This is a genomic window from Nonomuraea sp. 10N515B, from assembly GCF_052245915.1.
Taxonomy (GTDB): Bacteria; Actinomycetota; Actinomycetes; order Streptosporangiales; family Streptosporangiaceae; genus Nonomuraea.
In genome coordinates, this window is sequence record NZ_JBQQBQ010000007.1 from 284,479 (window position 1) to 308,287 (window position 23,809).

Here is a 23,809-nt window from a genome sequence, read left to right on the forward strand (position 1 = left end):
ATGTGGTGTGATCCTTCGAGTGGCGATCACGGCCGGGGCTCCAACGCCCCGTGGCCCGCTTCGTACGCCCTGTGAACGCCCCACGAGCGAAGGGACCGACCCGCCATGGCCGAAGCGACGCACGCAAACCCCGCCCCCGAGGGTCCCAGCCGGCGCACGCTGCTGCGTGGGGCCGCCGTCGCCGGCGGCGCGCTGGTGACGGGCGCGGCGCTGGGCGGCGCCCCCGCCCGCGCCGAGGTCGAGTACGACGTCGTCGTGGTCGGCGCCGGCGCCGCGGGTATGACCGCGGCCCTCGCCGCGGCCAAGCGGGGCCTGCGTACCGTCGTGGTGGAGAAGGCGCCTACGTTCGGCGGGTCGGCCGCGCGCTCCGGCGCCGGGATCTGGATCCCGAACAACGAGGTCATCCTGGCCGCCGGGGTGCCGGACACCCCCGCCAAGGCCGCCGCCTACCTCGCCCGGGTGGTCGGCGGCGACGTGCCGGTCGAACGGCAGCAGGCGTTCCTGGCGGCCGGGCCGGCCATGATCTCGTTCGTGATGCGCAACAGCCCGCTGCGGTTCCGGTTCATGGAGGGCTACTCCGACTACTATCCGGAGTTCCCCGGCGGCATGCCGAACGGGCGCTCTATCGAGCCCGCCCAGCTCGACGGCCGCATCCTGGGCGCCGAGCTGGACCGGCTGAACGCCCCGTACATCCCTAGTCCGGCGGGCATGGTCGTCTTCAGCGCCGACTACAAGTGGCTGACGCTCGCCCTCGTCAACGCGAAGGGCGCGGCGGTCGCCGCCGAATGCCTGCTGCGGGGCACCGAGGCCGCGCTGCGCGGCGAGAAGCCGCTGACCATGGGCCAGGCCCTGGCCGCCGGACTGCGTGCCGGGCTGCTGTCGGCCGGTGTGCCGGTGTGGCTCAACACCCCGCTCACCGACCTGCACCTCGAGGGCGGGCGCGCGAGCGGCGTGGTGGTGTCGAGGAACGGCACCCAGACCCTGATCAGGGCCGCCCGCGGCGTCATCGTCGGCTCGGGCGGGTTCGAGCACAGCGCGGCCATGCGGGCCGAGTTCCAGCGCCAGCCCATCGGGACGAGCTGGACCGTCGGCGCGAAGGAGAACACCGGAGCCGGCATCGAGGCCGGCGAGCGCGCCGGGGCGGCACTGGGGCTGATGGACGACGCCTGGTGGGGGCCCGCCATCCCGCTGCCCGATCAGCCGTACTTCTGCCTGGCCGAGCGCACGCTGCCCGGCTGCATCATCGTCAACGGCGACGGCGTGCGCTTCGTCAACGAGGGCGCGCCCTACAGCGACGTCGTGCACGTCATGTACGACCGCAATACCCCCGCCGACCAGCACATCCCGTCCTGGCTGATCGTCGACCAGCAATATCGCAACCGCTACCTGTTCAAGGACGTCGCCCCGCTCCTGCCGCTGCCCGCCTCCTGGTACGACAGCGGCGCCGTGCACAAGGCGTGGACCATCGAGCAACTGGCCCAGCGGATCGGCGTGCCCGCGGCGGCGCTGCGCGGCACGGTCACGCGCTTCAACGAGTTCGCCGCGACCGGGAAGGACCTCGACTTCCACCGCGGAGACAGCGCCTACGACCGTTACTACACCGACCCGTCCGTCAAGCCGAACCCCTGCCTGGCGCCCTTATGGCTGCCGCCGTTCTACGCGTTCAAGATCGTACCGGGGGATCTCGGGACGAAGGGCGGGATGGTCACGGACGGGCGGGCACGCGTGCTGCGGGCGGACGGCTCGGTCATCCCCGGCCTGTACGCCGCCGGCAACGCCAGCGCCGCCGTCATGGGCCACAGTTACGCCGGCTCGGGCTCGACCCTCGGTCCCGCCATGACGTTCGGCTACGTCGCCGCCAACTACATCGCCGACTCGATGTAACAACTGCTACATTCGGTCATGTGACAACGCGATGGGTGGTGCTCCTTGTCCGGCTGCCCGCCGGTCCGTCGCGGCACCGGGTCGCGGTGTGGCGTGAGCTGCGCCGGCTCGGGGCCGTGTCCTTGGGGCAGGGCACCTGGACGGTGCCCGACGTGCCGGTCTTCGCCGACGGTCTGGCCCGTGCCGTCGAGCTCGCCGGCACGGCCGGGGGAGAGGCGGTCGTGCTGGAGGCGGCCGGTCGCACGCCGGCCGACTCCGAGCGCCTGCAGGCCATGTTCACGGCCGCCCGCCGGGAGGACTGGGCCGAGTTCCTCGCCGACTGCGGAAAATTCGAGGAGGAGCTGGCCAAGGAGATCCGGCAGGCCAAGTTCACGCTGGCCGAGTTGGAAGAGGAGGAGCAGTCGCTGGAGCGGTTGCGGCGCTGGCACCGCGCCCTGACCGCACGCGACGTGTTCGGCACCCCGGAGGCCGAGCAGGCCGCCCAGCGGCTGGCGGCGTGCACGGCGGCCTGCGAGGACTACGCCGAACGTGTCTTCGCCGCCCTCCACCAGACGCCGGGAGCGCCTGCATGAGCGCACGGCCACAGGGCCGCCACCGCCGGACGCCGTCGCCGGGAGCGCCCGCATGAGCGCCCGGGCACGGGGCCGCCACCGGCGGACGCCGTCGCCGGGCGGGCGCGCATGACGGCGTCCGGCGCGCAGGCGCCGGCCACGCCGCGCGGGCGGATGTGGCCGCTGTACGCGGCCGGGTTCACCACCGCGTTCGGCGCGCACGGCGTCGCGGCCAGCCTCGGCGGCCAGTCCCCGGACGCGGTGACGTCGCTGCTGGTCCTGGGCGGCCTGCTGGCGCTGTACGACGGCGCCGAGGTGCTGCTCAAGCCGGTCTTCGGCACCCTGGCCGACCGGATCGGCGCTCGCCCGGTGCTGCTGGGCGGCCTGGTCGCCTTCGCCTGCGCCTCGGCCGTGTACGCGCTCGCCGACAACCCCGGCGCGCTGTGGGCCGCCCGCCTCGGCCAGGGCGCCGCGGCCTCCGCGTTCTCCCCGTCGGCCTCCGCCCTGGTCGCCAGGCTCAACCCGGCCGGCACGCACGGCCGCGCGTTCGGCGGCTACGGCTTCTACAAGAGCCTCGGCTACACGCTGGGGCCGCTGCTCGGCGGCGTGCTGGTGTGGGCGGGCGGGCTCCGGCTGCTGTTCGCGGTGATGGCGGTGCTCGCGGCGGCCGTCGCGGTGTGGGCGGCGCTGGCCGTGCCCCGCGTGCCGCCACTGCCCAGGACCCGCCAGACCGTGCTGGACCTCGCGCGCCGCCTGGCCGAGCGGACGTTCTGGCAGCCCACGGCCGCGCTGGCCGCCGCCACCGCCGCGCTGTCGGTCGGCGTCGGCTTCCTGCCGGTCTCCGGGGCGGCCGCGGGCCTGGGCCCCGTCGCCACCGGTGCCGCGGTGTCCGTGCTGGCCGCCTGCGCCGCCGTCGTGCAACCGGCCGCCGGACGGGCCCTGGACGCCGGCCGGATCACCACCCGTGCGGGCCTCGCCGCCGGTCTCGCGATCGCCGCCGCCGGCCTGGCCCTGGCGGTGGTGCCGGGTCTGGCGGGAGTGCTGGCGTCGGCCGTGCTCATCGGGGCGGGCACAGGACTGATCACCCCGCTGGGTTTCGCCGCCCTGGCCGCCTCCACCCCGCAGGAGCGGCTCGGCCAGACCATGGGGACCGCCGAGCTCGGCCGCGAGCTGGGCGACGCGGGCGGCCCGCTCCTGGTCGCCGCCGTCGCCACGGCCGCCACCCTCGCCCACGGCTACGCCGCGCTCGCCCTCCTGCTGGTCATCGCCCCGGTCGCCCTGCTCGCCGGGGCCCTCCGCGCCCGCGGGTGAGGCTCAATCGGGGAAAGATCCGCGAATCAGGGCGATCCCGGGCGAATCCTGGCAGACTCACCGGGTGACCGCGTCGTTACGCATGAGGAGGATCATGCCCCCGAGGATCACCACCGCCCTGGTCGTCGCCGCATCCGTCATCAGCCTCGCCCCGGCCGGCCAAGCATCCGCGACCGCCGCCGTCGTGTCCGCCGCCGGGCCCGCGACCGTGCCCGCCGCCGTGGCCGCCGTCAGTGCCAAGCCGAACCTGCGTGCCTGCTACGACGGCAGGTGCAAGCTGACCCTCACCAAGCGTGTGACGTTCCGGGTCAGCTCCCGCTTCGGCATCACCCGGCTGTCCGTCGGCTTCACCGGGAAAGGTGTGACCGTGAAGGGCACTGGGCCGGGCATCGGCGCGGGAGCGTCATTCAGCAAGGGCGGGTCCGCGACCGTCAGCGGCATCAAGTTCAGCATCGTGTCGCTGTCGTCGCGCAAGGTGGTGCTCAACCTCGTCCCCGTACGCTGACCCGCGCGTCGCGTCCCGCAGGAGCAACACCGCGATGTCGTCCGCACGCTGGTCCACGGAGGCCTCCTCGATGAGGGACTCCGCCAGGTCGTGCAGGGGCACGCCGGGGATCGGGGTGAAGCGCTCGGCCAGGTCCGCTATCGATTCGCCCAGGTCGAGTCCCGGCTCCTCGATGAGGCCGTCGGTGTAGAGGGTCAGCACGGAGCCGGGCGGCAGGTCCAGTTCCGTGGTGGCGTACTCGGCCTCCGGGTCGATGCCGAGCAGCAGTCCCGGTGACGTGTCGATGACCTGGGCGGGCCTGCCCGGCCGGCCGAGCAGCGGCGGCAGGTGTCCCGCGCTGGCCAGGCAGGCGATGTGCCGCTCCAGGTCGAGGCTGACGTACAGGCAGCTGGTGAACCGGTCCGGGGCCAGCTCGATGAGCAGCCGGTTGGTGTGCGCGAGCACCTCGCCGGGGGTGGCGCCGGACGTGGCATGGGCGCGGATGGCGGTGCGCACCTGCCCCATGAGCGCGGCGGCGGTGACGTCGTGCCCCTGGACGTCGCCGATGACCGCGGCCACCATGGTGTCGCTCAGCCGGATCAGGTCGTAGAAGTCACCGCCGATGTCCATGCCGGGATTGGCGGGCACGTAGCGGGCGGCCAGCTCCAGGCCGGGCACCTCGGGCAGCGTACGCGGCAGCAGGCTCGACTGCAGACACTGGGCGAGCTGATGCTTGACGTCGTAGAGCCGGGCCCGCTCGAACGCCTGGGCGATCAGCCCGGCGAGCGCGGTCAGCGTGGCGCGCTCGTCGGTGCTGAAGTGGTGCGGGCGGTCATAGGCCAGCACGCAGGTGCCGATGGGCCGCCCGGACGTGATCAGCGGCAGGTACGCCCAGGCGGACATGTCGTCGGAGCGCAGGGCGTCCGGGTAGGCCGCACGGAGCTCGTCCCAGGAGGAGAAGAAGGCCGGCTTGCCGATGTCGTACGGATGCCGCTCCGAAGCCGGCGGGACCACGGGACGCCCGTCGAACTCCTCGACGGCCTCCCTGCTGTATCCCCGGGAGGCGGCCACGCGCATCCTGCCGGCCCCTGAGGTGAGGATGGCCAGGGCCTGCACGTTGTAGACGGGCATGACGTGGTCGGCGACGAGGTCGACCACCTCCTGGGCGGTCACCGCCCGGGCGAGCGTGGTCGCGAGGTGCAGCATCTCGTGCAGTGCGATCACCCGGGTGGGGCGGTCCGCGCCGGTCTCCGGCACGTGGCGGGCGAGGTCGTGGTCCGCCTCGTCGGGCGTGATGCGCACCGTGATGCCGGTCAGGCCGGGGAACAGCCGGAAGGACAGCAGCCGCCCGTCCTTGTTGCGGCCGGTGAACGAGGTGACCTGCCGGCTGAAGACCGCGGCACGGTGGCGGTCCTCGAAGACCGGATTCCATGGCAGCGCCTTCCACAGGCGCTCACCGATCAGCTCGGAGGAGCAGATTCCGAGCAGGTCCGAGGCCGACGTGGTGAGGAAGGTCACGCGGCCCTCCACGTCCAGCGAGCAATATCCCTCGGGGAGCCGGTTGAGGCACTCCATGGCCACCAGTTGCCCGTTCGGCTCGGCCGTGTGCACGAGACGGGGATCCAGGACCCGGGGCCTGGGCCCGGGAGTGATCGGATGGCCTTCGTCGGCCGCCTCCCGGAGCACCTCCCCGATGCGGGTGCAGGTCGCGTCCATGATGGTACGCAGGCGCCGGCTGAGCATGGTCGCAGGCCCGGAAGGCAACAGCAGCACGAGCCCGCCCCAGACGGTGTCGCCGGTGCGGATCGGGGAGATCGCCGCTGCGTAGTGGTAGGGCAGCGCGAGCGCCGCCGCGGGGAACGCGCGGGCCATGTGCTCCCGGTCGGACAGCCAGATCATGTGCCGCTCACGCACCGCCGCCGCGACCGGCACGGGGTCGTTCTTCCTGATCCTGGCCCACGCGCGGGCGGCCCGCGCGGGCATGCCCACCTGTGCGTCCATCAGCAGCACGTCGCCGTCCTCCGCCACAAGATAGACGGCGCCGATGTGGGCGCCTGTGCCGGCGACGGCCTTGATCAGCAGCTCGTCCAAGCGAGACGAGCCACAGTGCGAGGCGGCCTCCTCCCGCACCGCCTCAGCCCTTCCTCACGCTCACGAACCGTGAACGGAAAAGCAGCTCCAAACCCCCCATACGGGCAGAATACACGCAGGTATGGAGCGAATTGCTTACGTTGTGTTCATGCTCTGGCCTGCGTCTCGTACGCCGGGGGCGCCGGTCCTTAAGGAGTGGGGCGCGCTACGCTCCTCCGGCGTCGGCCTCGTCCAGGACCCGCTGGGCGACGGCGAAGGCGGCATTGGCCGCGGGCACGCCGCAGTAGACGGCGCTCTGCAGGAGCACCTCGCCGATCTCGTCCGGGGTCAGCCCGTTGCGGAGGGCCGCGCGCACGTGCATGGCCAGCTCCTCCAGGTGGCCGTGGGCGACGAGCGCGGTGAGCGTCACGCAGCTGCGGGTACGGCGGTCCATGCCCGGCCTGGTCCAGATCTCGCCCCAGGCGTAGCGGGTGATGAAGTCCTGGAAATCCCTGGTGAACGGGGTGGTGCGGGCGATCGCCCGGTCCACGTGCGCGTCACCGAGCACCTCCCGGCGTACCCGCATGCCGGGGACGGCGGGCAGGTGGGCGAGGAGCGCGGCCGTGACGCGTGCGGGCTGGTCGACGTTGGCCAAGTGCGCGGCGCCGGCCAGCTCGACGAGCGTGGCGCCGGCGATGCCGTCGGCCAGCTGCCTGGCGTGCTCGGGCGGCGTCGCCGGGTCGTCCCGCCCGGCCAGGATCAGGGTGGGGGCCTTGATCGCGGCCAGCGAGTCGCGCAGGTCATAGGCCGACAGGGCGTCGCAGCAGGCGGCGTACCCTTCAGGGTCGGCGGCGGCCAGGTCACCGAGCAGCGCCTGGGCGAGCGGTGCGGGGAGGTCGGCGGGGGCGCCGGCGAACCAGCGCTTGGCCGTGGCCTCCAGCAGCGGCCCCGTCCCCTCGGCGCGGACCAGCCCCGCCCGGTCCCGCCACGCCTGCGGCTCGCCGAACCTGGCGGAGGAGCAGACCATCGCCAGCGACCGGACCCGGCCGGGGTGGCCGAGCGCCAGGGTGGCGCCGATCGCGCCGCCGATCGAGATGCCCGCATAGTGGAAGCCGCCGAAGCCTCGCGCGTCGGCCACCTCCAGCACCATGCGCGCCAGGTCGTCGATCGAGCTCACGGCGGCCGCCGGGGAGCCGCCGTGGCCGGGCAGGTCGAATCTGAGCACCCGGAAGGTCCGCGCGAGCGCGTCCATCTGCGGCTCCCACACCCGCAGGGACGTGCCCACCGACGGGCCGAGGATCAGCGGCTCGCCGTTCTCCGGGCCGTCCAGCCGGTGCTGCAACATCATCATTCCTCCTCGAGCGCCCGGTCGACCAGGGCCCGTGCGGAGCCTGCCGAGCCGGACAGGGTGCCGGACTCGGGCACGTCGGACAGGGTGCCGGACTCGGGCACGTTGGACAGGGTCAGGTTGGCGCGCATGCGGTCCGGGTGCACCCGCAGGTCCGCGACCAGTTCGGCGGCGTCACGGGCGGCTCCGGCCACCAGGCGCAGCGCCTCGCGCAGCGGTTGCCATTCCGCATGCCAGGCGCCGGACGGGCGCTCGTCCTCGGCGGCGAGCGAGCCGTACAGAACGGCGGCGAGCGGGGGCAGTTGGCGGGCGGCGGCGGCGATCATGGTGGATCTGACCGGGTTGTGCTTGTGCGGCATGGACGACGACCCGCCGCCGACGCCCTCGGACACCTCGCCGATCTCGGTACGTGACAGGACGAGCACATCGGCCGCCATCTTGCCCAGCGCCCCCGCCGTGAACGCCAGTGCGCCGGCCAGGTCGGCGACGGGCGTCCGCAACACGTGCCACGGCAGCCGCGGCTCGGCCAGCCCGACCTCCGCCGCGAACCGAGCCACGAGCAGCAACCCAGCATTGCCGCCGCCAGCAGCGCCGTCGCCAGCCGCGCCGCCGTCTGCCGCGCTGCTGCTCGTCGCGCTGCCGTCTGCCGCGCCGCGGGCTGCCGACGCGTCGGTGGCGGCGTCCGGCGGCGGCCCGGCGGCTCCCGGGGCGGGGTGGAAGGCGGCCAGGGTGCCGGCCGCGCCGCCGAGTTGGGCCGGGAGCGCGGCCCGGGCGGCACGTAGGCGGGTGCGGGCGTCGGCGGCCAGCAGGCGCCAGCCCGCCGCCTTGAGCCCGAACGTCGTCGGGACCGCCTGCTGGGTGAGGGTCCGCGCGGCCATCAGGGTGTCGCGGTGGCCGGCCGCCAGCCGGCCGAGCGCGGCCACGACCCGGTCGAGGTCCGCCAGGACCGAGCCCAGCGTGCGGTACGCGACCAGCATGATCGCCGTGTCGACGATGTCCTGGCTGGTCGCGCCGCGATGGACGTACGCGCCAAAGGGCTCCGCGGCCTCGCGGAGATCCACCACCAAGGGAATGACCGGATTGCCGCCGGAACGAGCCCGTTCGACCAGCCCCGGCAGATCGAACGCCGTGACCCGCGCGCAGGCCGCCACGGCCTCGGCCGCCTCCCGCGGCACCAGCCCGAGCGCCGCCTGCGCCCGCACAAGCGCCACCTCGGCATCCAGCATGGCCTGCAGGAAGGCGACGTCGCCGGTCTCCTCGGCCGCGCCCCGCATCGGGGACAGCAGCCCGAGGTCCGCGCCGGGCACGTCACCCGAAGTCAAGGAAGACCGTCTCCTTCTCGCCCTGCAAATGGATGTCGAACCGGTAGACGCCCTCGCGCTCCCGCACCGCGACCAGCGTCTCCCGCCGGTGCGGCGGCAGCTCGTCGAGGAAGGCGTCCTGGCCGAAGTAGATGCGCGTGTACAGGTGGTGGAGCAGGCCGCGGGCGAACACGCACACGCTGATGTAGCCGTTGCCGGGCGGCAGCGTGTGCAGCGCGTACCGGCCGTCGGCGTCGGTCGGCACCCGCCCGAAGCCGGTGAAGTCCAGCCCGTGCCGCCCGATGACGGCCCCGGTCACCGGGTCGCGCCGCAGCGTCCCGGGAGCGCCGCTCAGGTCGCCCGACGGGTCGGCCTGCCAGAACTCCAGCAGCGCGTCCGGCACCGGCTCGCCCGCCCCGTCGTACACGTACCCCTGGACGGTGATCCCCCCGGCGGCCACGTCGCCGCCGCCGGGGAACGGCAGCGCGTAGCCGTAGAACGGGCCCACGGTCTGCGAAGGCGTCGGGTTCATCGGCCCTCCTCCATCCAGGTCGCCGCCGGGCCGTCCAGCACGATGTCCCACCGGTAACCCAGGGACCACTCGGGCACGGACAGGTCATGCTCGTAGGCGGCGACGAGCCGCTGCCTGGCCCGCTCGTCCGTCACCGACTGCAGCACCGGGTCGTAGGCGAACAGCGGATCGTTCGGGAAGTACATCTGCGTGACCAGCCGCTGCGTGAAGGCCGCGCCGAACACCGAGAAATGGATGTGCGCGGGACGCCAGGCGTTGACGTGGTTACGCCACGGGTACGCGCCCGGCTTGATCGTGGTGAACGCGTAGCGGCCCTCGTCGTCGGTCAGGCACCGGCCCACCCCGGTGAAGTTGGGGTCCAGCGGCGCGGGATGATCGTCACGCTGGTGCAGGTACCGGCCGGAGGCGTTGGCCTGCCAGACCTCCACCAGCTGGCCGCGTACCGGCCGCCCCGAGCGGTCGAGCACCCGCCCCTGCACGGTGATCCGCTCGCCGAGCGGCTCGCCGAGGTGCTGCTTGGTCAGGTCCGCGTCCAGCGCGGTGACGTCGGTGACGCCGAAGACGGGACCGGACAGCTCGGCCGCCTCGGGGTCTTGCACCGCGATCAGCGGCTGCTTGGGATGGCGCAGCACGCTGCTGCGGTAGGGGGCGAAGTCCCGCGGCGGATGGTTCGCCTCCTGGCCGTCGGCGGCCTTGTGCAGCTCGGCGATCTCCTGATCGATGTCCGCCTGGGTGAGGGGTGGGGTCATTGCGCCTACCTTTCGAGCACGACGGCCAGGCCCTGGCCGACGCCGATGCAGAGAGTAGCCAGGCCGGTGCCGGAGCCGGCGGCCGCCAGGCGGTGTGCCACGGTGCCGGTGACGCGGGCGCCGGAGGCGCCGAGAGGGTGGCCGAGCGCGATCGCGCCGCCGTTCGGGTTGACGAGGGCGGGGTCGAGATCGGGCAGCTCGGCCAGGCAGCCGAGCACCTGAGCCGCGAAGGCCTCGTTCAGCTCGACCGTGTCCAGGTCGCCGAAGGTCTTGCCCGCCTTGGCCAGGGCCTTCTGCGCGGCTTCGACCGGCCCGAGCCCGAAGTAGCGGGGCTCGAGCGCGCTGGCCGCGCCCGCGGTGATCCGCGCCAGGGGCTCGCGGCCGCGCAGCCCGGCCTCGTCGGTGAGCAGCAACGCCGCCGCGCCGTCGTTGAGCGGGGAGGAATTGCCCGCGGTGACCGTGCCGTCCTTGCGGAAGACCGGCTTGAGCCGGGCGAGCTTGTCCAGCGAGGTGTCCTCGCGGATGCCCTCGTCCCTGGTCACGTCGCCGATCGGGACGATCTCGCGCTCGAAGGACGACTTGGCCGCCTTCTGGTGGCTGGCCAGCGCGTACGCGTCCTGCTCCGCCCGCGAGATGCCGTGCTTGTCGGCGATCAGCTCGGCGCCCTCGCCGAGCGGCACGGTGTGCTCGGCCGGCATCTTCGGGTTGACCAGCCGCCAGCCGAGCGTGGTGGACACGAGCTCCTGCCCGCCTGCCGGGAAGGCCCGGTCCGGCTTGGGCAGCACCCAGGGGGCGCGGGTCATGGACTCCACACCGCCGGCGATCACCGTGGACGCGTCGCCGAGCGCGATCATCCGGTACGCCTGGATCACGGCCTCCATGCCGGACCCGCACAGCCGGTTCACGGTCGCGCCGGGTGTGGTCACCGGCAGGCCCGCCAGCAGTGCGGCCATGCGGGCGACGTTGCGGTTCTCCTCGCCCGCGCCGTTGGCGTTGCCGAAGATCACCTCGTCGGGGGCCGCCACGTCGTTGCGTTCGGCGATCGCCGCGACGACGTGCGCGGCCAGGTCGTCGGGGCGGATGCCGGCCAGCGCCCCGCCGTGCCGGCCGAAGGGCGTGCGGACGGCGTCCACGATGTAAACGGTGTTCATGCCAGCACCTCGGCTTCCGTACGGTCCCGCAGCTCTTCCACGCTCACGCCCGGCGCGCACTCCACCAGCCGCAACCCGTCAGGCGTGACGTCGAGCACGCCGAGGTCGGTGATGATCCGGTGGACGCACGCCTGGCCGGTGAGCGGCAGCGAGCACTCCTTGACGATCTTCGGTGAGCCGTCCTTGGCGGTGTGGTCCATGATCACGATGACCTTGCGCGCGCCGTGGACCAGGTCCATCGCCCCGCCCATACCCTTGACCAGCTTTCCGGGAACCACCCAGTTGGCCAGGTCGCCGCCGGCCGAGACCTGCATCGCGCCCAGCACCGCCACGTCGATGTGCCCGCCGCGGATCATGCCGAACGACAGTGACGAGTCGAAGAACGCCGCCCCGTCCCGCACGGTCACCGTCTCCTTGCCCGCGTTGATCAGGTCGGGGTCGACCTCGTCCTCGGCCGGGTAGGGGCCGACGCCGAGGATGCCGTTCTCCGAGTGCAGGATCACGTCCACGTCGGCCGGCAGGAAGGACGGGATGCGGGTGGGCAGGCCGATGCCCAGGTTGACGTAGTCGCCGTCGCGCAGCTCGGCCGCGGCGCGGGCCACCATCTCGTCACGCGTCCAGCTCATGAGCGCAGTGTCCCTCGTGTCGAAGATGCGGAAATTGTGCGCCGCTCGATGCCCTTGTCCGCTGCCTGCTCGGGGGTGAGCGGGAGCACCCGCTGGACGAAGACGCCCGGCAGGTGCACCTCGTCAGGGTCCAGCTCGGTCAGCTCCTCGACCTCGGCGATCGTGATCCGCCCCGCCATGGCGGCGAGCGGGTTGAAGTTCCTCGCGGCCTTGCTGAAGACCAGGTTGCCGTGCCGGTCGCCCTTCGCCGCCCGGACCAGCGCGAAGTCCGTCGTGATGCCGTACTCCAGCACGTACGGGCGGCCGTCGAACTCCCGCACCTCCTTGGGCGGCGAGGCGACCGCGATCGAGCCGTCCGGGTTGTGGCGCAGCGGCAGGCCGCCGTCGGCCACCGGCGTGCCGACCCCGGCCGGGGTGTAGAAGGCGGGGATGCCGCTGCCGCCCGCGCGCAGCCGCTCGGCCAGGCTGCCCTGCGGGGTCAGCTCCACCTCCAGCTCGCCCCCGAGGTACTGCCGGGCGAACTCCTTGTTCTCGCCGATGTACGACGCCGTCACCCGGGCGATGCGTCCGGCCGCCAGCAGCACGCCGAGGCCGCCGCCGTCGACGCCGCAGTTGTTCGACACCACGCCGATGCCGGTCACCCCGGTGTTGTAGAGGGCCTGGATCAGCACGTTGGGGATGCCGCTCAGCCCGAAGCCGCCGACCGCGAACGACGCGCCGTCACGCACGCCGGCCAGCGCCTCCTCGGCGGTCGCGACCACTTTGTCTCTCCGCACGACGCTCCATTCACCGGGAGTGTTCGCATAGTGAACTTTTGTCCACTATTGTGTGGTCGAGTATCTGTAATGAGAGGCGCTCCTGTCAAAGGATCTCGAGGAGGTGGGCGATGGAACCGGCGGGAACTCTGGACCGCGGCCTGGCCGTGCTGCGCGTGCTGGCCGGCGACCCGCGCCGCCGCCTGGGGCCCACCGACCTGGTCCGCACGACCGGCCTGGCCAGGTCCACGGTGGACCGCGTGCTGGCCACGTTCGCCCATCTCGGCTACCTCCGGCTGGAAGGGCGCGAGGTGCACCTGACGCCGCGCCTGATGGAGCTGGGGGAGGCCTACCTCGCCTGCGGCGGCCTGCGCGACGTGCTGTCCCCGCTGGCCGAGCGCCTGGCCGAGGACCTCGACGAGTCGGTGTCGCTGGCCGTGAAGGACGGCGACCCCGGGCCGGAGCACGTGCGCTTCATCGGCCAGTTCACCCGGCGGCGCACCATGTCGGTGGCCTTCCGGGTGGGGGACCTGCTGCCCGCCGGCCGGTGCGCGGCCGGGCTCGCGCTGCTCGACCCGGCGGCGTCGTGGGCCGAGGACGACCAGCTCGTCGAGCCGGGCCTGGTGGCCGTCGCGGTGCCCGTACGGGATCCGGACGGCACGCCGGTGTGCGCGGTCAGCGTGGTCAGCCACACCAGCAGGCACACCGTCGCCGGGCTGCGCGAGCACGCCCTGCCTCGGCTGCTCAAGACGGTCGCGGAGATGGAGGCGAGACTGGCCCGGCCGGCCCCCGAGCCGCGCAGGGGGATCGCCGCCGAGGACACCTCCCGGGCCGCCAAGCAGGAACTGGGCGCCGGCTACCTGCAGTCGCTGGCCCGCGGCCTGGCCGTGCTGGTCGCGCTCGGCACGGCGCCGGGCGGCTCGACCCTGGCCGACGCGGCCAGGGTCACCGGGCAGCCGCGGGCGACCGCGCGCCGCGCCATCCAGACACTGGAACGGCTCGGCTACGTGGCCGCCAACGGCTCCCGCTTCGTCCTGCTGCCCAAGGTCCTGGAGCTCGGCTACGCCCACCTGTCCGGCCGCGCCTTCCGCGCCGTCGTGCAGCCGCACCTGGCCGACCTGGTGGCACGCGTCCACGAGTCCGCCTCGGTCGCCGTGCTCTCCGGCGACGACATCGTCTATCTGGCCCGCGTGCCGACCCAACGCATCATGAGCGTCGACATCACCGTTGGCACCCGTTTCCCCGCGTACGCGACCTCGATGGGCCGGGTGCTCCTGGCCGGCCAGCCGGAGGACCGGCTGGACGCCATCACCCCAAGACCGCTGTCCCGGCACACCATCACCACCACCGCCGAGCTGAAGGCGGCGGTGCGGCAGGCGGCCGCCGACGGGTACGCCCTGGTCGACCAGGAGCTGGAGGAGGGCGTGCGCTCACTGGCGGTCCCCATCAGGGACCGCGCCGGGCGGGTGGTCGCGGCCGTGAACGTCGCCACGCACGCCAGCCGCGCCACCCCCGATGACCTGGTGCGCGACGTCCTGCCCGCGCTCCAGGACGCGGCCGCCCGCATGGAGGCCGACCTGGCGTACGTCCACGGCCCCGCCTGGAACGGCGCCCTGCCCGAGGCCGCCCGCCTGAGCCGCTGAACCACGGCTGAGGTGTGGCGGCCTGGCCAACGGGATCCAGCGGAAGAGGGACTCGCGCAGCTCGACCGCTATCTGGACCGGCTGGATCTCGAGACCGGCTACCTGGTGATCTTCGATCGCCGTCCGGAGGCGGCTCCGATGGAGGACCGCGTCCGGTTCGATCAGGAGCGCACCCGGCGGGGCGTCAGGTCACCGTTCTGAGGGCGTAAGGAGCCTGCGGCACAGGGCGTAAGGAGCCGACGGCACGCGGGTCACGGATCGACGGGCAGCCGCCTGGCCGCCACGCCGGCCCAGCCGAGCCCCAACGCGGTGACCAGGAGCACTCCCGCGGCGCCCATGCCGGCCGCCACCAGCCCGGCCAGGCCGGGCAGGATCAGCTGCCCGGTACGATTCCCGACCAGGCGCAGCGACATCGCCCGCCCGCGCAGCCCCGCAGGCGCGGACTCGGCCAGCCATGACATGGTCAGCGGCTGCCCCACCCCGAGCCCGAACCCGAGGATCAGCAGCACGAAGGCCAGCGCCCACAGCGGCATGGGCACGGGCGTGACCAGCATCGCGGCGGCCGCCGCCACCGTGCTCGTCACCAGCAGCCGCCGCCGGCCGACGGCCCGCGACAAGCGGCCCAGGAAGAAGCGGGAGGCCATCGACGCCACGCCGCGGATGGTCAGCAGCAGCCCGATCGTGCCCGAGGTGAGGCCCCGCTCGGTGCCGAACGCGGGCAGGTAGACCAGCGTGATGTCGAGCGCGGCAATGACCACGCAGCTCGTCACCAGGGCGTGCGGCAGGCCGGGCAGGCGCAGCAGGGAGCGCACGCTGCCCGCCGCCTCTCGTTCACCGTCGGCCGGGTGCGGGCTGCGGGTCAGCAGCGCCGACAACACGACGAGCAGCACGGCCAGACCGCACGACCAGGCGAAGATGCGATCGGTGTCCGGGATCGCCCGCTCCCCGCCGAACGCCGCGATCAGCACCGGGCCGGCGGCCTGGCCCAGCGAGGCGGCGAATGTGTAGTGGCCGAAGGCGGTGTCGTGGCCGCCCCGCCGGGTGGTGTTGGCCACGAGCGCCTGCTGGGCGATCACGCAGCCCAGATGCCCGGTGCCCAGCAGCACCCCGGCCGTGAGCAGCCCCGGGACGGTGTGCCCGATCGTCAGGAACGCGACGCTGGCGGCGGTGAGCAGGAGCGCACCGGTCACGGCCAAGCGCCGCTCGCCGTACCGGTCGGCGGCGTGCCCGGCAGGCAGCGCCAGCAGCAGCGGTGCGATCGCGAAGCTCGCGCCCAGCAGGCCGAGCAGCGCCGCGGGGACGTCGAGCTCGATCGCCCGGTACGACATGGTGGGACGCAGCACGAACGTGATGACCTGCGTGACGGCGGCATGAGCCAGCAACACGGCGGTCACCCGCCTCCCGCGACCGCCCCCATCAGACATCGCCGCCCCCGCCGCCGCCCCGGTCGCCGCGCCCGTCGCCGCCCCGGTCACTGCACTCGCCCCGGTCGCTGCGCCCGCCGCCGCCCCCGCCGTCGGCCGGCCGCCGGACTGTGGCTACGGCGTCGATGTGCACACACATGACGCTCCAACCTATCGAGCCGCCTTGGTTGACATCGCAACACCCCTCCCTGGAAACTCTGCCGAAACACCACAAGGTGCCTTCCGTAAACGTTTACAGGAGCGGTCGATGTCCTTACCTCGCCGGCTCGGCGCCGCCACACTGGCCGCACTCGCCGCGCTCTTCCTCCTCGCCGTTCCCGGTGAGACGGACATCCGCGCGGCCGGCACGCTCATCACCGGCTCCGCGCCGTCCCCGGCGCTGGACGGCGAGCGCATCGCCTACACCGCCTATCTCCCGTACGGCTACGACCGCGGCGCCGCCCGCCACCCGGTCCTCTACCTGCTTCACGGCCGCGGCGACACCATGCAGGCGTGGACCCGCGTCAAGAGCGTTCTCGACGACATGATTCGCACCAAACGCATCCCGCCGGTCATCGCCGTCATGCCGGACGCGCCGTGGAGCGAGCGCGGCAACTGGTACGTCGACTCCCGCTACACCGGCGCCGACCTGCCGGGACGTCCGGTGGAGACGGCCCTCACCCGCGACCTGGTGGCCCACGTGGACGCCACGTACCGCACGGCACCGATCCGGGAGGCCCGCCTGGTCGGCGGCTATTCGATGGGCGGCGCGGGCGCGCTGCGGTTCGCGCTCGCCCACCAGGACGTGTTCAGCGCCGCCGCCGTGCTCAGTCCGGCCGTCTACACGCCGCTGCCGCCGTCCGACTCCTCCACCCGCGACTACGGCGCCTTCGGCCGAGGGGAGGAGAAGTTCTCCGACGAGGTCTACCGCGAGCTCACCTACCCGGCGTCGCTGCCCGATCTGGACCCCGATCTGCCGGTGCGGCTGTTCGTGGCCGTCGGCGACGACGAGTACGCCAACCCCGACCCCGCCGACGCCCGCCACGACCTGGACTTCGAGTCCGCCGCCCTCTACAACGCCGCCAGGCGCTCACCCGCCCTGTCCGCGCAGCTGCGCATCATGGACGGGGGCCACGACTGGTCGGTCTGGACGCCGGCCTTCGAGCAGGCCATGGCCGAGCTCGGCCCCGGGCTGAGCGTCACACCCCCGACCGGCCTGCCCGCCCCGCTGCACGGCACGGCCGCCACCGACTGGGCGGGCGGCGTTGCGGCCCACCCGGACGGGGCCCTGACCATTGGGTACGCGGCGGGCCAGTCTCCCTCAGGCCGGCTCGACGCCGTGGTGTCCCGGATCGGCGGCTGGACCAGGCAGTTCGGAACCCCGGCGGACGAGCGCCTGTACGGCGTCGCGCCGCTGCCCGACGGCGGTGTGCTCACGGCCGGGTACACGAAGGGCGACCTCGACGGACGGCACCCGGGCAACGCGGCCGACGACGCGTTCGTGGCCAGGCTCGGCCCCGACGGCACGGTCCGGTGGATCACCCAGTTCGGCGCGCCGGACGCCGCCGACCGCCTCTACGGGCTCGCCGCCGCGCCCGACGGCGGCGCGTACGTGGCGGGCTATACCAAGGGCTCCCTGGACGGGCCGAACAACGGCGACAAGGACGCCATCGTCGCCAGGCTCACCCCGGCCGGCGAGCTGTCGTGGCTCAGGCAGTACGGTGGCACGGGCGAGGACAAGGCGTACGGTGTCGCCGCGGACGCCACGACGCTCTACGTCACCGGCAGCGCCACCGCGGCCCCGCCCGGCACGACCGCGCTCGGCGGCCTCGACGGCTGGCTGGCCGCCTTCGCCGCCGCCGACGGCAGCAGGGCGTGGGCCACGACGGCAGGCGGTTCCGGCGACGACCGGCTGAATGCGGTGACCGTCACCACGGAGGGCCTCGCCGTCGCCACGGGCGCATCGGGCGGCGATGCGTACACGGTGGCCCACACCGGGCAGGGCCGCCGCCGCTGGGAGCACACGCTCGCCACCCCGGCCGTCGACGAGGGCGCCGCCGTAGCGGCGCTGCCGGGCGGCGAGGTGGAGGTCGTGGGCTACACCCGCGGCCGGATCGGGGTGCCGGCAGGCGGCGCCGACGTGCTGACCGCACGCCTGGACGGCCGGGGCACGCAACGTGCCGCCGCCCAGCTCGGCACCGCCAGGGACGACGCCGTCGACCCCTTCGCCGAGCCGAACCTGTACGCCACCACGACCGCCGCCGGCCAGGTGGCGATCTCCGGCCTGACGTACGGCGCCCCGTCCGGAGGCGCCGCACTGGGCAACGGCGACGTCTTCCTGATCAGCTGAGCTCAGAAGGTCACCAGCGGGTCGCCCACGAAGTCGGCGATGAAGTTGACGAAGAAGAAGCCGAAGAACAGGAAGTTCAGGACGAGGATGATGTAATGCCACGGCCGCGGGCGCGCCGGGCGTGGGAGCTTGCTGTTGAGATACATCAGCAGGAACGGATAGAACAGCGCGCCCAGGTTGGACATGTTGGCCGACCACTCCACCAGCCCCACCGGCAGCGACTGGAAGATGATGATCGAGATGATCACCAGCAGCAGGAGCATGAACGGATAGTAGAACCGGCGCGGGTCGCCCTCGATCAGCCGGCGCAGGCGGGGGCTGGTGGCGTTGGCGGCGTCCGTCGTCACCCGCACCATCGCCTCGAAGATGCCGAGCTGCGTGGAGAACAGGACCAGCACGCCCACCACCAGCGCGATGTAGAACACCGTGCGCCCGTACTCGCCGCCCAGCGCGCTGGCCACGAACGTCGGGACGTTGGCGCGCGTGGGCCGCTCGCCCGACAGCTGCACCGCCTGGGCCATGAGGATCGTGGGCAGCAGCATGCCGAGGATGGCGCCGACGAAGAACACGCCCCACATGTCCACCATGAGCAGCCGATACCACCGGCGCCAGAGGCCCCGGTTGCGCTCGTCGTCGGGGAAGGTGACGCCGCTGGCCAGGATCGGCCGCCGCTCGCCGCGCAGGCCCGAGATGTAGCCGACACGGTGGCCCATGCCGTAGCCCTTGTCACGGTAGTGACCCATGACGTACCAGTTGAGTCCTGACGCCAGCGCCGTGAAGCCGGCCAGGGCGCCGAGCTGGGTCGCGGTGATCCCGGCGGGCGGTGCCGCGGGGGTGATGAAGCCGCGGATGCCCTCCCACCACTGGCTGAACGGCACCACGAGCAGGTCCACGGCCAGCAGGGCGATCAGGATCGTCCCGACCAGCACCCAGTTCGCCAGCTCGAGCGCGCGGCTGATGCGGCGCGCGGCGGCGGTGATGAGGAACACCAGCACCAGCAGGCCGATGGCCCACCAGCGCGGCTCCGCGTCCCCGGCCGCCGGGGGCACGCCGTGGACCAGCGCGTACACGCCCTGCCCCGCCGACGCGGCCCAGCCGCCCGCGATGAACGCGAAGATCACGATGAAGACCGAGAGCGGCACCCAGAGCGGCCAGCCCGGCGGCACCCGCCCCCAGCCGACCACCGGGGTCTCGCCCGTGGCGAGGACATACCGGGAGCACTCGACGTTGTAGAAGGTCTGCAGCAGCGCCGAGACCAGGATGACCCAGCCGACGCCGACGAATCCGTATTGGCCGACGCTCAGCGGGCCCAGCAGCCACTCGCCACTGCCGATCGAGATGCCAAGTGCGATCAGGCTGGGGCCGACGGCGTATTTGAAGAGTTCCTTGGGGCCGATCTTGGAGACCTTGAAGACCTCCTCCGGCGTGGGCAGGTCGGTGACTTCGAGATCCGGGCGGCTGACTCCGAGTGGGTGCGACATCACTGCCTCCTGTCGTTCAGCGTGATCCCGAACGACGACCGCATCAAGACCCAATCGGCGATGGACGAACCACGCGTCCTGGCGGTCGGCCTTGAAACCGCCCATATCTCGCGATCTTGCGCAACGGCCTCCGCACCGCGACGCAACGATCTGCGCGTGGCGTTACAGCATGTTCCGGGAATGACTACTTAGAGTGATGATGTGTTGCCATAAGCGACCGCGGGGAGAGATCATGAAAGTCAACCTCATAGCTGCCGGTGGCGCTCTTGCCGCCACCGCGGTCGTCGCCATGGCGAGCCCGGCCGGCGCCCGCCCGGCCGAGTGTGAACTCACCATCGGCGGTCAGGTCCATACCCTCGGCAGCGGCGGCTCGGGCGTTTACGCCGCCCAGCACGAGGTCATCTCCTGCGAGGAGCAGTACAGCGACGACTCGACGAGTGGCTACGACGACGTCAGCACCGACAATGCCAGCGACACGGGCGATCCCGCAGGTTACAGCCTGGGCTACTAGTGGCCCAGGCAGCACCACGGCTCCCTGTCTCGCGCCTGTCCGCGCCTGCCCGCTGCGCGCCGCCTACCGGTCGACGATCTCGTTCTTGCCGATGACCACGACCCCGCCACGGGTCAGGGCGAACCGGGTGCGATCGTATTCAAGGTCGAATCCGATCCGCGCCCCGTCAGGGATCACCACGTTCTTGTCGATGATCGCCTTGCGCACGATCGCGCCTCGCCCGACCTTGACGTTCTCCATCAGCACCGAGTCCTCCACCCGCGCGTGCGAGTGCAGCACCACCTTGGGGGACAGGACCGACCGGATCGCCGTACCGCCGGAGACGATCACGCCGGGCGACACCAGCGAGTCGATCGCCCGTCCCACGCGGTCGCCGTCGTTGTGCACGAACTTGGCGGGCGGCAGCGGGTCGTGCCCGGTGAAGATCGGCCACTTGTCGTTGTACAGGTTGAACACCGGGTGCGCCGAGATGAGATCCATGTGGGCCTCGTAGTAGGCGTCCAGCGTCCCCACGTCACGCCAGTAGCCCCGATCGCGCTCGCTCGACCCCGGCACGATGTTGTTGGCGAAGTCGTAGACGTCGGCGCCGCCCGACTTGACCAGCATCGGGATGATATTTCCGCCCAGGTCGTGCTTGCTGGTCGGGTCGAGCGCGTCCTCCCGCAGCGCGTCGATCATCGACTGCGTCTTGAACACGTAGTTGCCCATGGAGGCGAACACCTCGTCGGGGGAGTCCGCCAGCCCCACCGCGTCCTTGGGCTTCTCCCTGAAGGCGACGATCCTGCGCCCCTGGGGGTCGGTCTCGATCACGCCGAACTGGTCGGCCAGCGACAGCGGCTGCCTGATCGCGGCCACCGTCACGTCGGCGCCGGAGTCCTCGTGCTGCTCGACCATCTGCCGCGGATCCATGCGGTAGATGTGGTCGGCCCCGAACACGATCACGTGCTCGGGCATCTCGTCGTAGATCAGGTTGAGATTCTGGAAGAGCGCGTCCGCGGACCCGGAGAACCACCGCGGCCCGAGCCGCTGCTGCGCCGGCACGGGCGTCACGTAGTTGCCCAGCATCGCCGACAGCCGCCACGTCCGCGAGACGTGCCGGTCCAGGCTGTGGTTCTTGTACTGGGTCAGGACGACGATCTTCAGGAACCCGCCGTTCGCCAGGTTCGACAACACGAAATCTATGAGCCGATATATCCCCCCGAACGGCACCGCCGGTTTCGCCCGATCCGCCGTGAGCGGCATGAGCCTCTTACCCTCTCCACCTGCCAGCACAACCGCAAGCACCCTTCGGGACCTCATGCCCGAGACGCTACCCTCAAATGGCCGATCTATCGACGAATCCCGGCACCGAGAAGTTCCTTCGTGTCCTGATTTGCCGTTCAATGGCCCGAGCCGGGGTTACCGACCTTGGGCTCGTCGATTGTGTTCCCTATGCTCACGTTGACCGTAAAGTCGTCTCATGCGTGTTGATCTGCTCAGCCGGGAGTACCCGCCGGAGGTGTACGGCGGCGCCGGCGTGCACATGGAATACCTGGCCAGAGAGCTGCGGCGGCTGGCCGACGTGCGGGTGCGCTGCTTCGGCGCCGACCGCGACGAGCCCGGCGTCGCCGCCTACCGGGTGCCGGGCGGGCTGCAGGACGCCAACGCGGCCCTGCAGGTGCTCGGTGTCGACCTGGAGATGGCCGCCGCCTGCCAGGGAGCCGACGTCGTGCACTCCCACACCTGGTACGCCAACTTTGCCGGGCATGTCGCGAAGCTGTTGCACGGCATCCCGCACGTGGTCACCACGCACAGCCTGGAGCCGCTGCGGCCGTGGAAGGCCGAGCAGCTCGGCGGCGGCTACACGATCTCGTCGTGGGCCGAGCGCACCGCCCTGGCCGCCGCGGACGCGGTGATCGCGGTCTCGGAGGGCATGCGCCGCGACGTCCTGGCCGCCTACCCGGAGATCTCGCCGGACAAGGTCAGCGTCATCCACAACGGCATCGACACCGCCGAATACGTCCCCGACCCTGGCCTGGACGTCCTGCGGAAGCACGGCGTGGACCTGAGCCGGCCCTACGTCGTCTTCGTGGGCCGCATCACCCGCCAGAAGGGCCTGATCCACCTCCTGCACGCGGCACGCTCCTTCGACCCCGACGCCCAGCTCGTGTTGTGCGCCGGCGCGCCCGACACGACGGAGATCGCGGCCGAGGTGACGCAGCTGGTCCGCGACCTCGACCGCGACGGCGTCGTCTGGATCCAGGAGATGTTGCCCAAGCCCGAGGTGATCCAGCTGCTGACGCACGCGACCGTGTTCGTGTGCCCGTCGGTCTACGAGCCGATGGGGATCGTGAACCTGGAGGCCATGGCCTGCGAGACGGCCGTGGTGGCGACCGCCACCGGCGGCATCCCCGAGGTGGTGGCCGACGGCGAGACGGGGCTGCTCGTGCCGATCGAGCAGGGCGCCGACGGCACGCCGCACGACCCGGACCGCTTCGCCGCCGACCTGGCCGAACGTGTCAACACCCTGCTGGCGGACCCGGGCCGGGCCGCCGCGATGGGGAAGGCGGGCCGTGTCAGGGCCGTCGAGCACTTCTCCTGGGAACGCATCGCCCACCGCACCATGGAGCTGTACTCGGCGCTGCGCCCCTGAGCACGGGGGCGGTCAGACCAGGCCCCGGCGGCTGGCCTGGGCGCCGGCCTGGAAGCGGGTCTCGGCGTTCAGCTCGTCGAGGAGGTGGCGCAGGCGGCGGCGGAGGCTGCGCGGGCTGGTGCCGAGCTGGCGGGCGATGGCGTCGTCCTTGAGCCCGGCCGCCAGCAACGCCAGCAGCCTGCGGTCGTCGAGGCCGAGGTCCGTCGCCGGCTCCTCCTCGTGGGCGGGCTCCGGCGAGCTGTCATGCGACCAGAGCTCGGGGCGCACCGGCAGGGCCTCCCGCCACAGGCGCTCGAACAGCTCCACCAGCGCCACGACCATGGTGGACCCCCTGATCAGCACGCCGCGCGTCAGCGGCGGGTCCATGTGCAGCGGCATGACCGCCCGCCGCCGGTCGACGAGCGCCATCTTGAACGGCAGCGAGGGCAGGATCCGCGCCTCCTCGCCCGCCCTGATCAGGCTGCCCACCTCATCGAGCGCCCCGGTGTGGTCGAACGCCTCCGGCACGTAGATGGTGCGGTAGCGCACGCCGCTGCGGAGCAGGTCGGTCTGCAGCGGGTTGTGGTAGTCCAGCACGTACGGGGGCCGGTCGAAGGTCAGCACCTCCTCCTTGGCCTCCTGCTGCAGCCGGACGTACCAGCGGGCCTGCTCCTCGGGCCCGGCCAGGACCTCGAACTGCCCGCTCCCCTCGGGGTCCGTGCCGACGTTGCGGAAGGCCGCCTCCAGTTCGTCGGCCGTGTCGGTGAGCCGGTCCAGCTCGCTCTGCATGCCGCGGACCAGCGAGCGGATCGCGGTGCCCGGGTTCGTCGCCGTCCAGCGGGGCGAGCGCCCCCATAGGCGGCTGATCAGGCCACTGGCGCGGAGCCTGCTCAGCGACGACTGGATGCGCCCCGCGCTCTCGCCGCTCCTCATGACGAGCTCCTGCACGGTGATGCCGGGGCAGGCCAGCACGCACCGGTAGACGTGCTCATCGAACGCGCTGATGCCGACGATCTCCAGCGCCCGGCCGTCTTCTAGCATGGCCCCG

General features: G+C 72.5%; 22 protein-coding genes. 9 read left to right on the forward strand and 13 right to left on the reverse strand.

What is annotated here, in order from left to right; genetic code table 11:
- Nucleotides 1–105 precede the first annotated feature (105 nt).
- From kstD to ACTWQA_RS13275, 4 genes are all read left to right on the forward strand, one after another.
- Nucleotides 106–1,884, forward strand: a complete 1,779-nt coding sequence (gene kstD / locus ACTWQA_RS13260) for a 3-oxosteroid 1-dehydrogenase (protein WP_443159526.1) — start codon at nt 106–108, stop codon at nt 1,882–1,884.
- 20 nt (nt 1,885–1,904) lie between these two features.
- Nucleotides 1,905–2,456 (forward strand): Chromate resistance protein ChrB, encoded by a 552-nt coding sequence (locus ACTWQA_RS13265; protein WP_443159527.1) that lies wholly within the window; start codon nt 1,905–1,907, stop codon nt 2,454–2,456.
- Nucleotides 2,457–2,564: 108 nt separating this feature from the next.
- Nucleotides 2,565–3,746, forward strand: a complete 1,182-nt coding sequence (locus ACTWQA_RS13270) for an MFS transporter (protein WP_443159528.1) — start codon at nt 2,565–2,567, stop codon at nt 3,744–3,746.
- A 94-nt stretch (nt 3,747–3,840) separates the two neighbouring features.
- Nucleotides 3,841–4,251, forward strand: coding sequence for a hypothetical protein (locus ACTWQA_RS13275; RefSeq protein WP_443159529.1), 411 nt, complete (start codon nt 3,841–3,843; stop codon nt 4,249–4,251).
- On the opposite strand, the gene ACTWQA_RS13280 is transcribed toward ACTWQA_RS13275, so the two are convergent.
- From ACTWQA_RS13280 to ACTWQA_RS13315, 8 genes are all read right to left on the reverse strand, one after another.
- Entirely contained in the window at nt 4,150–6,321 is a 2,172-nt protein-coding gene (locus tag ACTWQA_RS13280; RefSeq protein WP_443159530.1) for a SpoIIE family protein phosphatase, read from the reverse strand. The genes ACTWQA_RS13275 and ACTWQA_RS13280 overlap by 102 nt on opposite strands.
- A gap of 205 nt (nt 6,322–6,526) precedes the next feature.
- Entirely contained in the window at nt 6,527–7,645 is a 1,119-nt protein-coding gene (pcaDC, locus tag ACTWQA_RS13285) for a bifunctional 3-oxoadipate enol-lactonase/4-carboxymuconolactone decarboxylase PcaDC (RefSeq protein ID WP_443159575.1), read from the reverse strand.
- Nucleotides 7,646–7,647: 2 nt separating this feature from the next.
- Complete coding sequence (locus ACTWQA_RS13290; protein ID WP_443159531.1) at nt 7,648–8,970, reverse strand: lyase family protein; 1,323 nt, start codon at nt 8,968–8,970, stop codon at nt 7,648–7,650.
- Complete coding sequence (gene pcaG, locus ACTWQA_RS13295; RefSeq protein ID WP_443159532.1) at nt 8,957–9,481, reverse strand: protocatechuate 3,4-dioxygenase subunit alpha; 525 nt, start codon at nt 9,479–9,481, stop codon at nt 8,957–8,959. The genes ACTWQA_RS13290 and pcaG overlap by 14 nt, the downstream gene beginning before the upstream one ends.
- Nucleotides 9,478–10,230 carry a protocatechuate 3,4-dioxygenase subunit beta gene (pcaH, locus tag ACTWQA_RS13300; protein ID WP_327580517.1) on the reverse strand — a complete coding sequence of 251 codons (753 nt, stop codon included), beginning with the start codon at nt 10,228–10,230 and terminating at the stop codon, nt 9,478–9,480. Before pcaH ends, pcaG begins: the two co-directional genes overlap by 4 nt.
- 5 nt (nt 10,231–10,235) lie before the next feature.
- Nucleotides 10,236–11,381, reverse strand: coding sequence for a thiolase family protein (locus tag ACTWQA_RS13305; protein ID WP_327580518.1), 1,146 nt, complete (start codon nt 11,379–11,381; stop codon nt 10,236–10,238).
- The gene (locus tag ACTWQA_RS13310; protein ID WP_443159533.1) at nt 11,378–12,007 is read right to left on the reverse strand and encodes a CoA transferase subunit B; all 630 of its coding nucleotides are present in this window, start codon (nt 12,005–12,007) and stop codon (nt 11,378–11,380) included. Before ACTWQA_RS13310 ends, ACTWQA_RS13305 begins: the two co-directional genes overlap by 4 nt.
- Entirely contained in the window at nt 12,004–12,783 is a 780-nt protein-coding gene (locus ACTWQA_RS13315) for a CoA transferase subunit A (protein WP_327580520.1), read from the reverse strand. The genes ACTWQA_RS13310 and ACTWQA_RS13315 overlap by 4 nt, the downstream gene beginning before the upstream one ends.
- A gap of 110 nt (nt 12,784–12,893) precedes the next feature.
- Between ACTWQA_RS13315 and ACTWQA_RS13320 the strand changes: the two genes are divergently transcribed.
- Nucleotides 12,894–14,405, forward strand: coding sequence for an IclR family transcriptional regulator domain-containing protein (locus tag ACTWQA_RS13320; protein WP_443159534.1), 1,512 nt, complete (start codon nt 12,894–12,896; stop codon nt 14,403–14,405).
- Between the two features lie 12 nt (nt 14,406–14,417).
- Complete coding sequence (locus ACTWQA_RS13325; RefSeq protein ID WP_443159535.1) at nt 14,418–14,606, forward strand: hypothetical protein; 189 nt, start codon at nt 14,418–14,420, stop codon at nt 14,604–14,606.
- Nucleotides 14,607–14,656: 50 nt separating this feature from the next.
- On the opposite strand, the gene ACTWQA_RS13330 is transcribed toward ACTWQA_RS13325, so the two are convergent.
- Together ACTWQA_RS13330 and ACTWQA_RS13335 are read right to left on the reverse strand one after the other, a co-directional pair.
- Nucleotides 14,657–15,799 carry an MFS transporter gene (locus tag ACTWQA_RS13330; protein WP_443159536.1) on the reverse strand — a complete coding sequence of 381 codons (1,143 nt, stop codon included), beginning with the start codon at nt 15,797–15,799 and terminating at the stop codon, nt 14,657–14,659.
- Nucleotides 15,800–15,821: 22 nt separating this feature from the next.
- A complete protein-coding gene (locus ACTWQA_RS13335) occupies nt 15,822–15,968 on the reverse strand; it encodes a hypothetical protein (protein ID WP_443159537.1) in 147 nt (48 codons plus the stop codon).
- 108 nt (nt 15,969–16,076) lie between these two features.
- Here ACTWQA_RS13335 and ACTWQA_RS13340 point away from each other — a divergent pair, with 108 nt between their 5' ends.
- Nucleotides 16,077–18,158, forward strand: coding sequence for an alpha/beta hydrolase-fold protein (locus tag ACTWQA_RS13340; RefSeq protein WP_443159538.1), 2,082 nt, complete (start codon nt 16,077–16,079; stop codon nt 18,156–18,158).
- Between the two features lie 2 nt (nt 18,159–18,160).
- Here the strand turns inward: ACTWQA_RS13340 and ACTWQA_RS13345 are convergent, their stop codons facing one another.
- Complete coding sequence (locus ACTWQA_RS13345) at nt 18,161–19,639, reverse strand: Nramp family divalent metal transporter (protein WP_443159539.1); 1,479 nt, start codon at nt 19,637–19,639, stop codon at nt 18,161–18,163.
- 232 nt (nt 19,640–19,871) lie between these two features.
- Here ACTWQA_RS13345 and ACTWQA_RS13350 point away from each other — a divergent pair, with 232 nt between their 5' ends.
- Nucleotides 19,872–20,150, forward strand: coding sequence for a hypothetical protein (locus ACTWQA_RS13350; RefSeq protein ID WP_443159540.1), 279 nt, complete (start codon nt 19,872–19,874; stop codon nt 20,148–20,150).
- Between the two features lie 63 nt (nt 20,151–20,213).
- Here the strand turns inward: ACTWQA_RS13350 and glgC are convergent, their stop codons facing one another.
- Nucleotides 20,214–21,449, reverse strand: coding sequence for a glucose-1-phosphate adenylyltransferase (glgC, locus tag ACTWQA_RS13355; RefSeq protein ID WP_305923535.1), 1,236 nt, complete (start codon nt 21,447–21,449; stop codon nt 20,214–20,216).
- A 160-nt stretch (nt 21,450–21,609) separates the two neighbouring features.
- On the opposite strand from glgC, the gene glgA reads away from it, so the two are divergent.
- A complete protein-coding gene (gene glgA / locus ACTWQA_RS13360) occupies nt 21,610–22,782 on the forward strand; it encodes a glycogen synthase (RefSeq protein ID WP_327580529.1) in 1,173 nt (390 codons plus the stop codon).
- A gap of 12 nt (nt 22,783–22,794) precedes the next feature.
- Here the strand turns inward: glgA and ACTWQA_RS13365 are convergent, their stop codons facing one another.
- Nucleotides 22,795–23,802 (reverse strand): TrmB family transcriptional regulator, encoded by a 1,008-nt coding sequence (locus ACTWQA_RS13365; protein ID WP_443159541.1) that lies wholly within the window; start codon nt 23,800–23,802, stop codon nt 22,795–22,797.
- Between the last annotated feature and the right edge of the window lie 7 nt (nt 23,803–23,809).

Coding starts and splice junctions, on each gene's coding strand:
- kstD (WP_443159526.1), top strand. CDS start 106: ATGGCCGAAGCGACGCACGCAAACCCCGCCCCCGAGGGTCCCAGCCGG.
- ACTWQA_RS13270 (WP_443159528.1), top strand. CDS start 2,565: ATGACGGCGTCCGGCGCGCAGGCGCCGGCCACGCCGCGCGGGCGGATG.
- ACTWQA_RS13275 (WP_443159529.1), top strand. CDS start 3,841: ATGCCCCCGAGGATCACCACCGCCCTGGTCGTCGCCGCATCCGTCATC.
- pcaDC (WP_443159575.1), bottom strand. CDS start 7,645: ATGTTGCAGCACCGGCTGGACGGCCCGGAGAACGGCGAGCCGCTGATC.
- pcaG (WP_443159532.1), bottom strand. CDS start 9,481: ATGAACCCGACGCCTTCGCAGACCGTGGGCCCGTTCTACGGCTACGCG.
- pcaH (WP_327580517.1), bottom strand. CDS start 10,230: ATGACCCCACCCCTCACCCAGGCGGACATCGATCAGGAGATCGCCGAG.
- ACTWQA_RS13305 (WP_327580518.1), bottom strand. CDS start 11,381: ATGAACACCGTTTACATCGTGGACGCCGTCCGCACGCCCTTCGGCCGG.
- ACTWQA_RS13310 (WP_443159533.1), bottom strand. CDS start 12,007: ATGAGCTGGACGCGTGACGAGATGGTGGCCCGCGCCGCGGCCGAGCTG.
- ACTWQA_RS13320 (WP_443159534.1), top strand. CDS start 12,894: ATGGAACCGGCGGGAACTCTGGACCGCGGCCTGGCCGTGCTGCGCGTG.
- ACTWQA_RS13335 (WP_443159537.1), bottom strand. CDS start 15,968: ATGTGTGTGCACATCGACGCCGTAGCCACAGTCCGGCGGCCGGCCGAC.
- ACTWQA_RS13340 (WP_443159538.1), top strand. CDS start 16,077: ATGTCCTTACCTCGCCGGCTCGGCGCCGCCACACTGGCCGCACTCGCC.
- ACTWQA_RS13345 (WP_443159539.1), bottom strand. CDS start 19,639: ATGTCGCACCCACTCGGAGTCAGCCGCCCGGATCTCGAAGTCACCGAC.
- ACTWQA_RS13350 (WP_443159540.1), top strand. CDS start 19,872: ATGAAAGTCAACCTCATAGCTGCCGGTGGCGCTCTTGCCGCCACCGCG.
- glgC (WP_305923535.1), bottom strand. CDS start 21,449: ATGAGGTCCCGAAGGGTGCTTGCGGTTGTGCTGGCAGGTGGAGAGGGT.
- glgA (WP_327580529.1), top strand. CDS start 21,610: ATGCGTGTTGATCTGCTCAGCCGGGAGTACCCGCCGGAGGTGTACGGC.
- ACTWQA_RS13365 (WP_443159541.1), bottom strand. CDS start 23,802: ATGCTAGAAGACGGCCGGGCGCTGGAGATCGTCGGCATCAGCGCGTTC.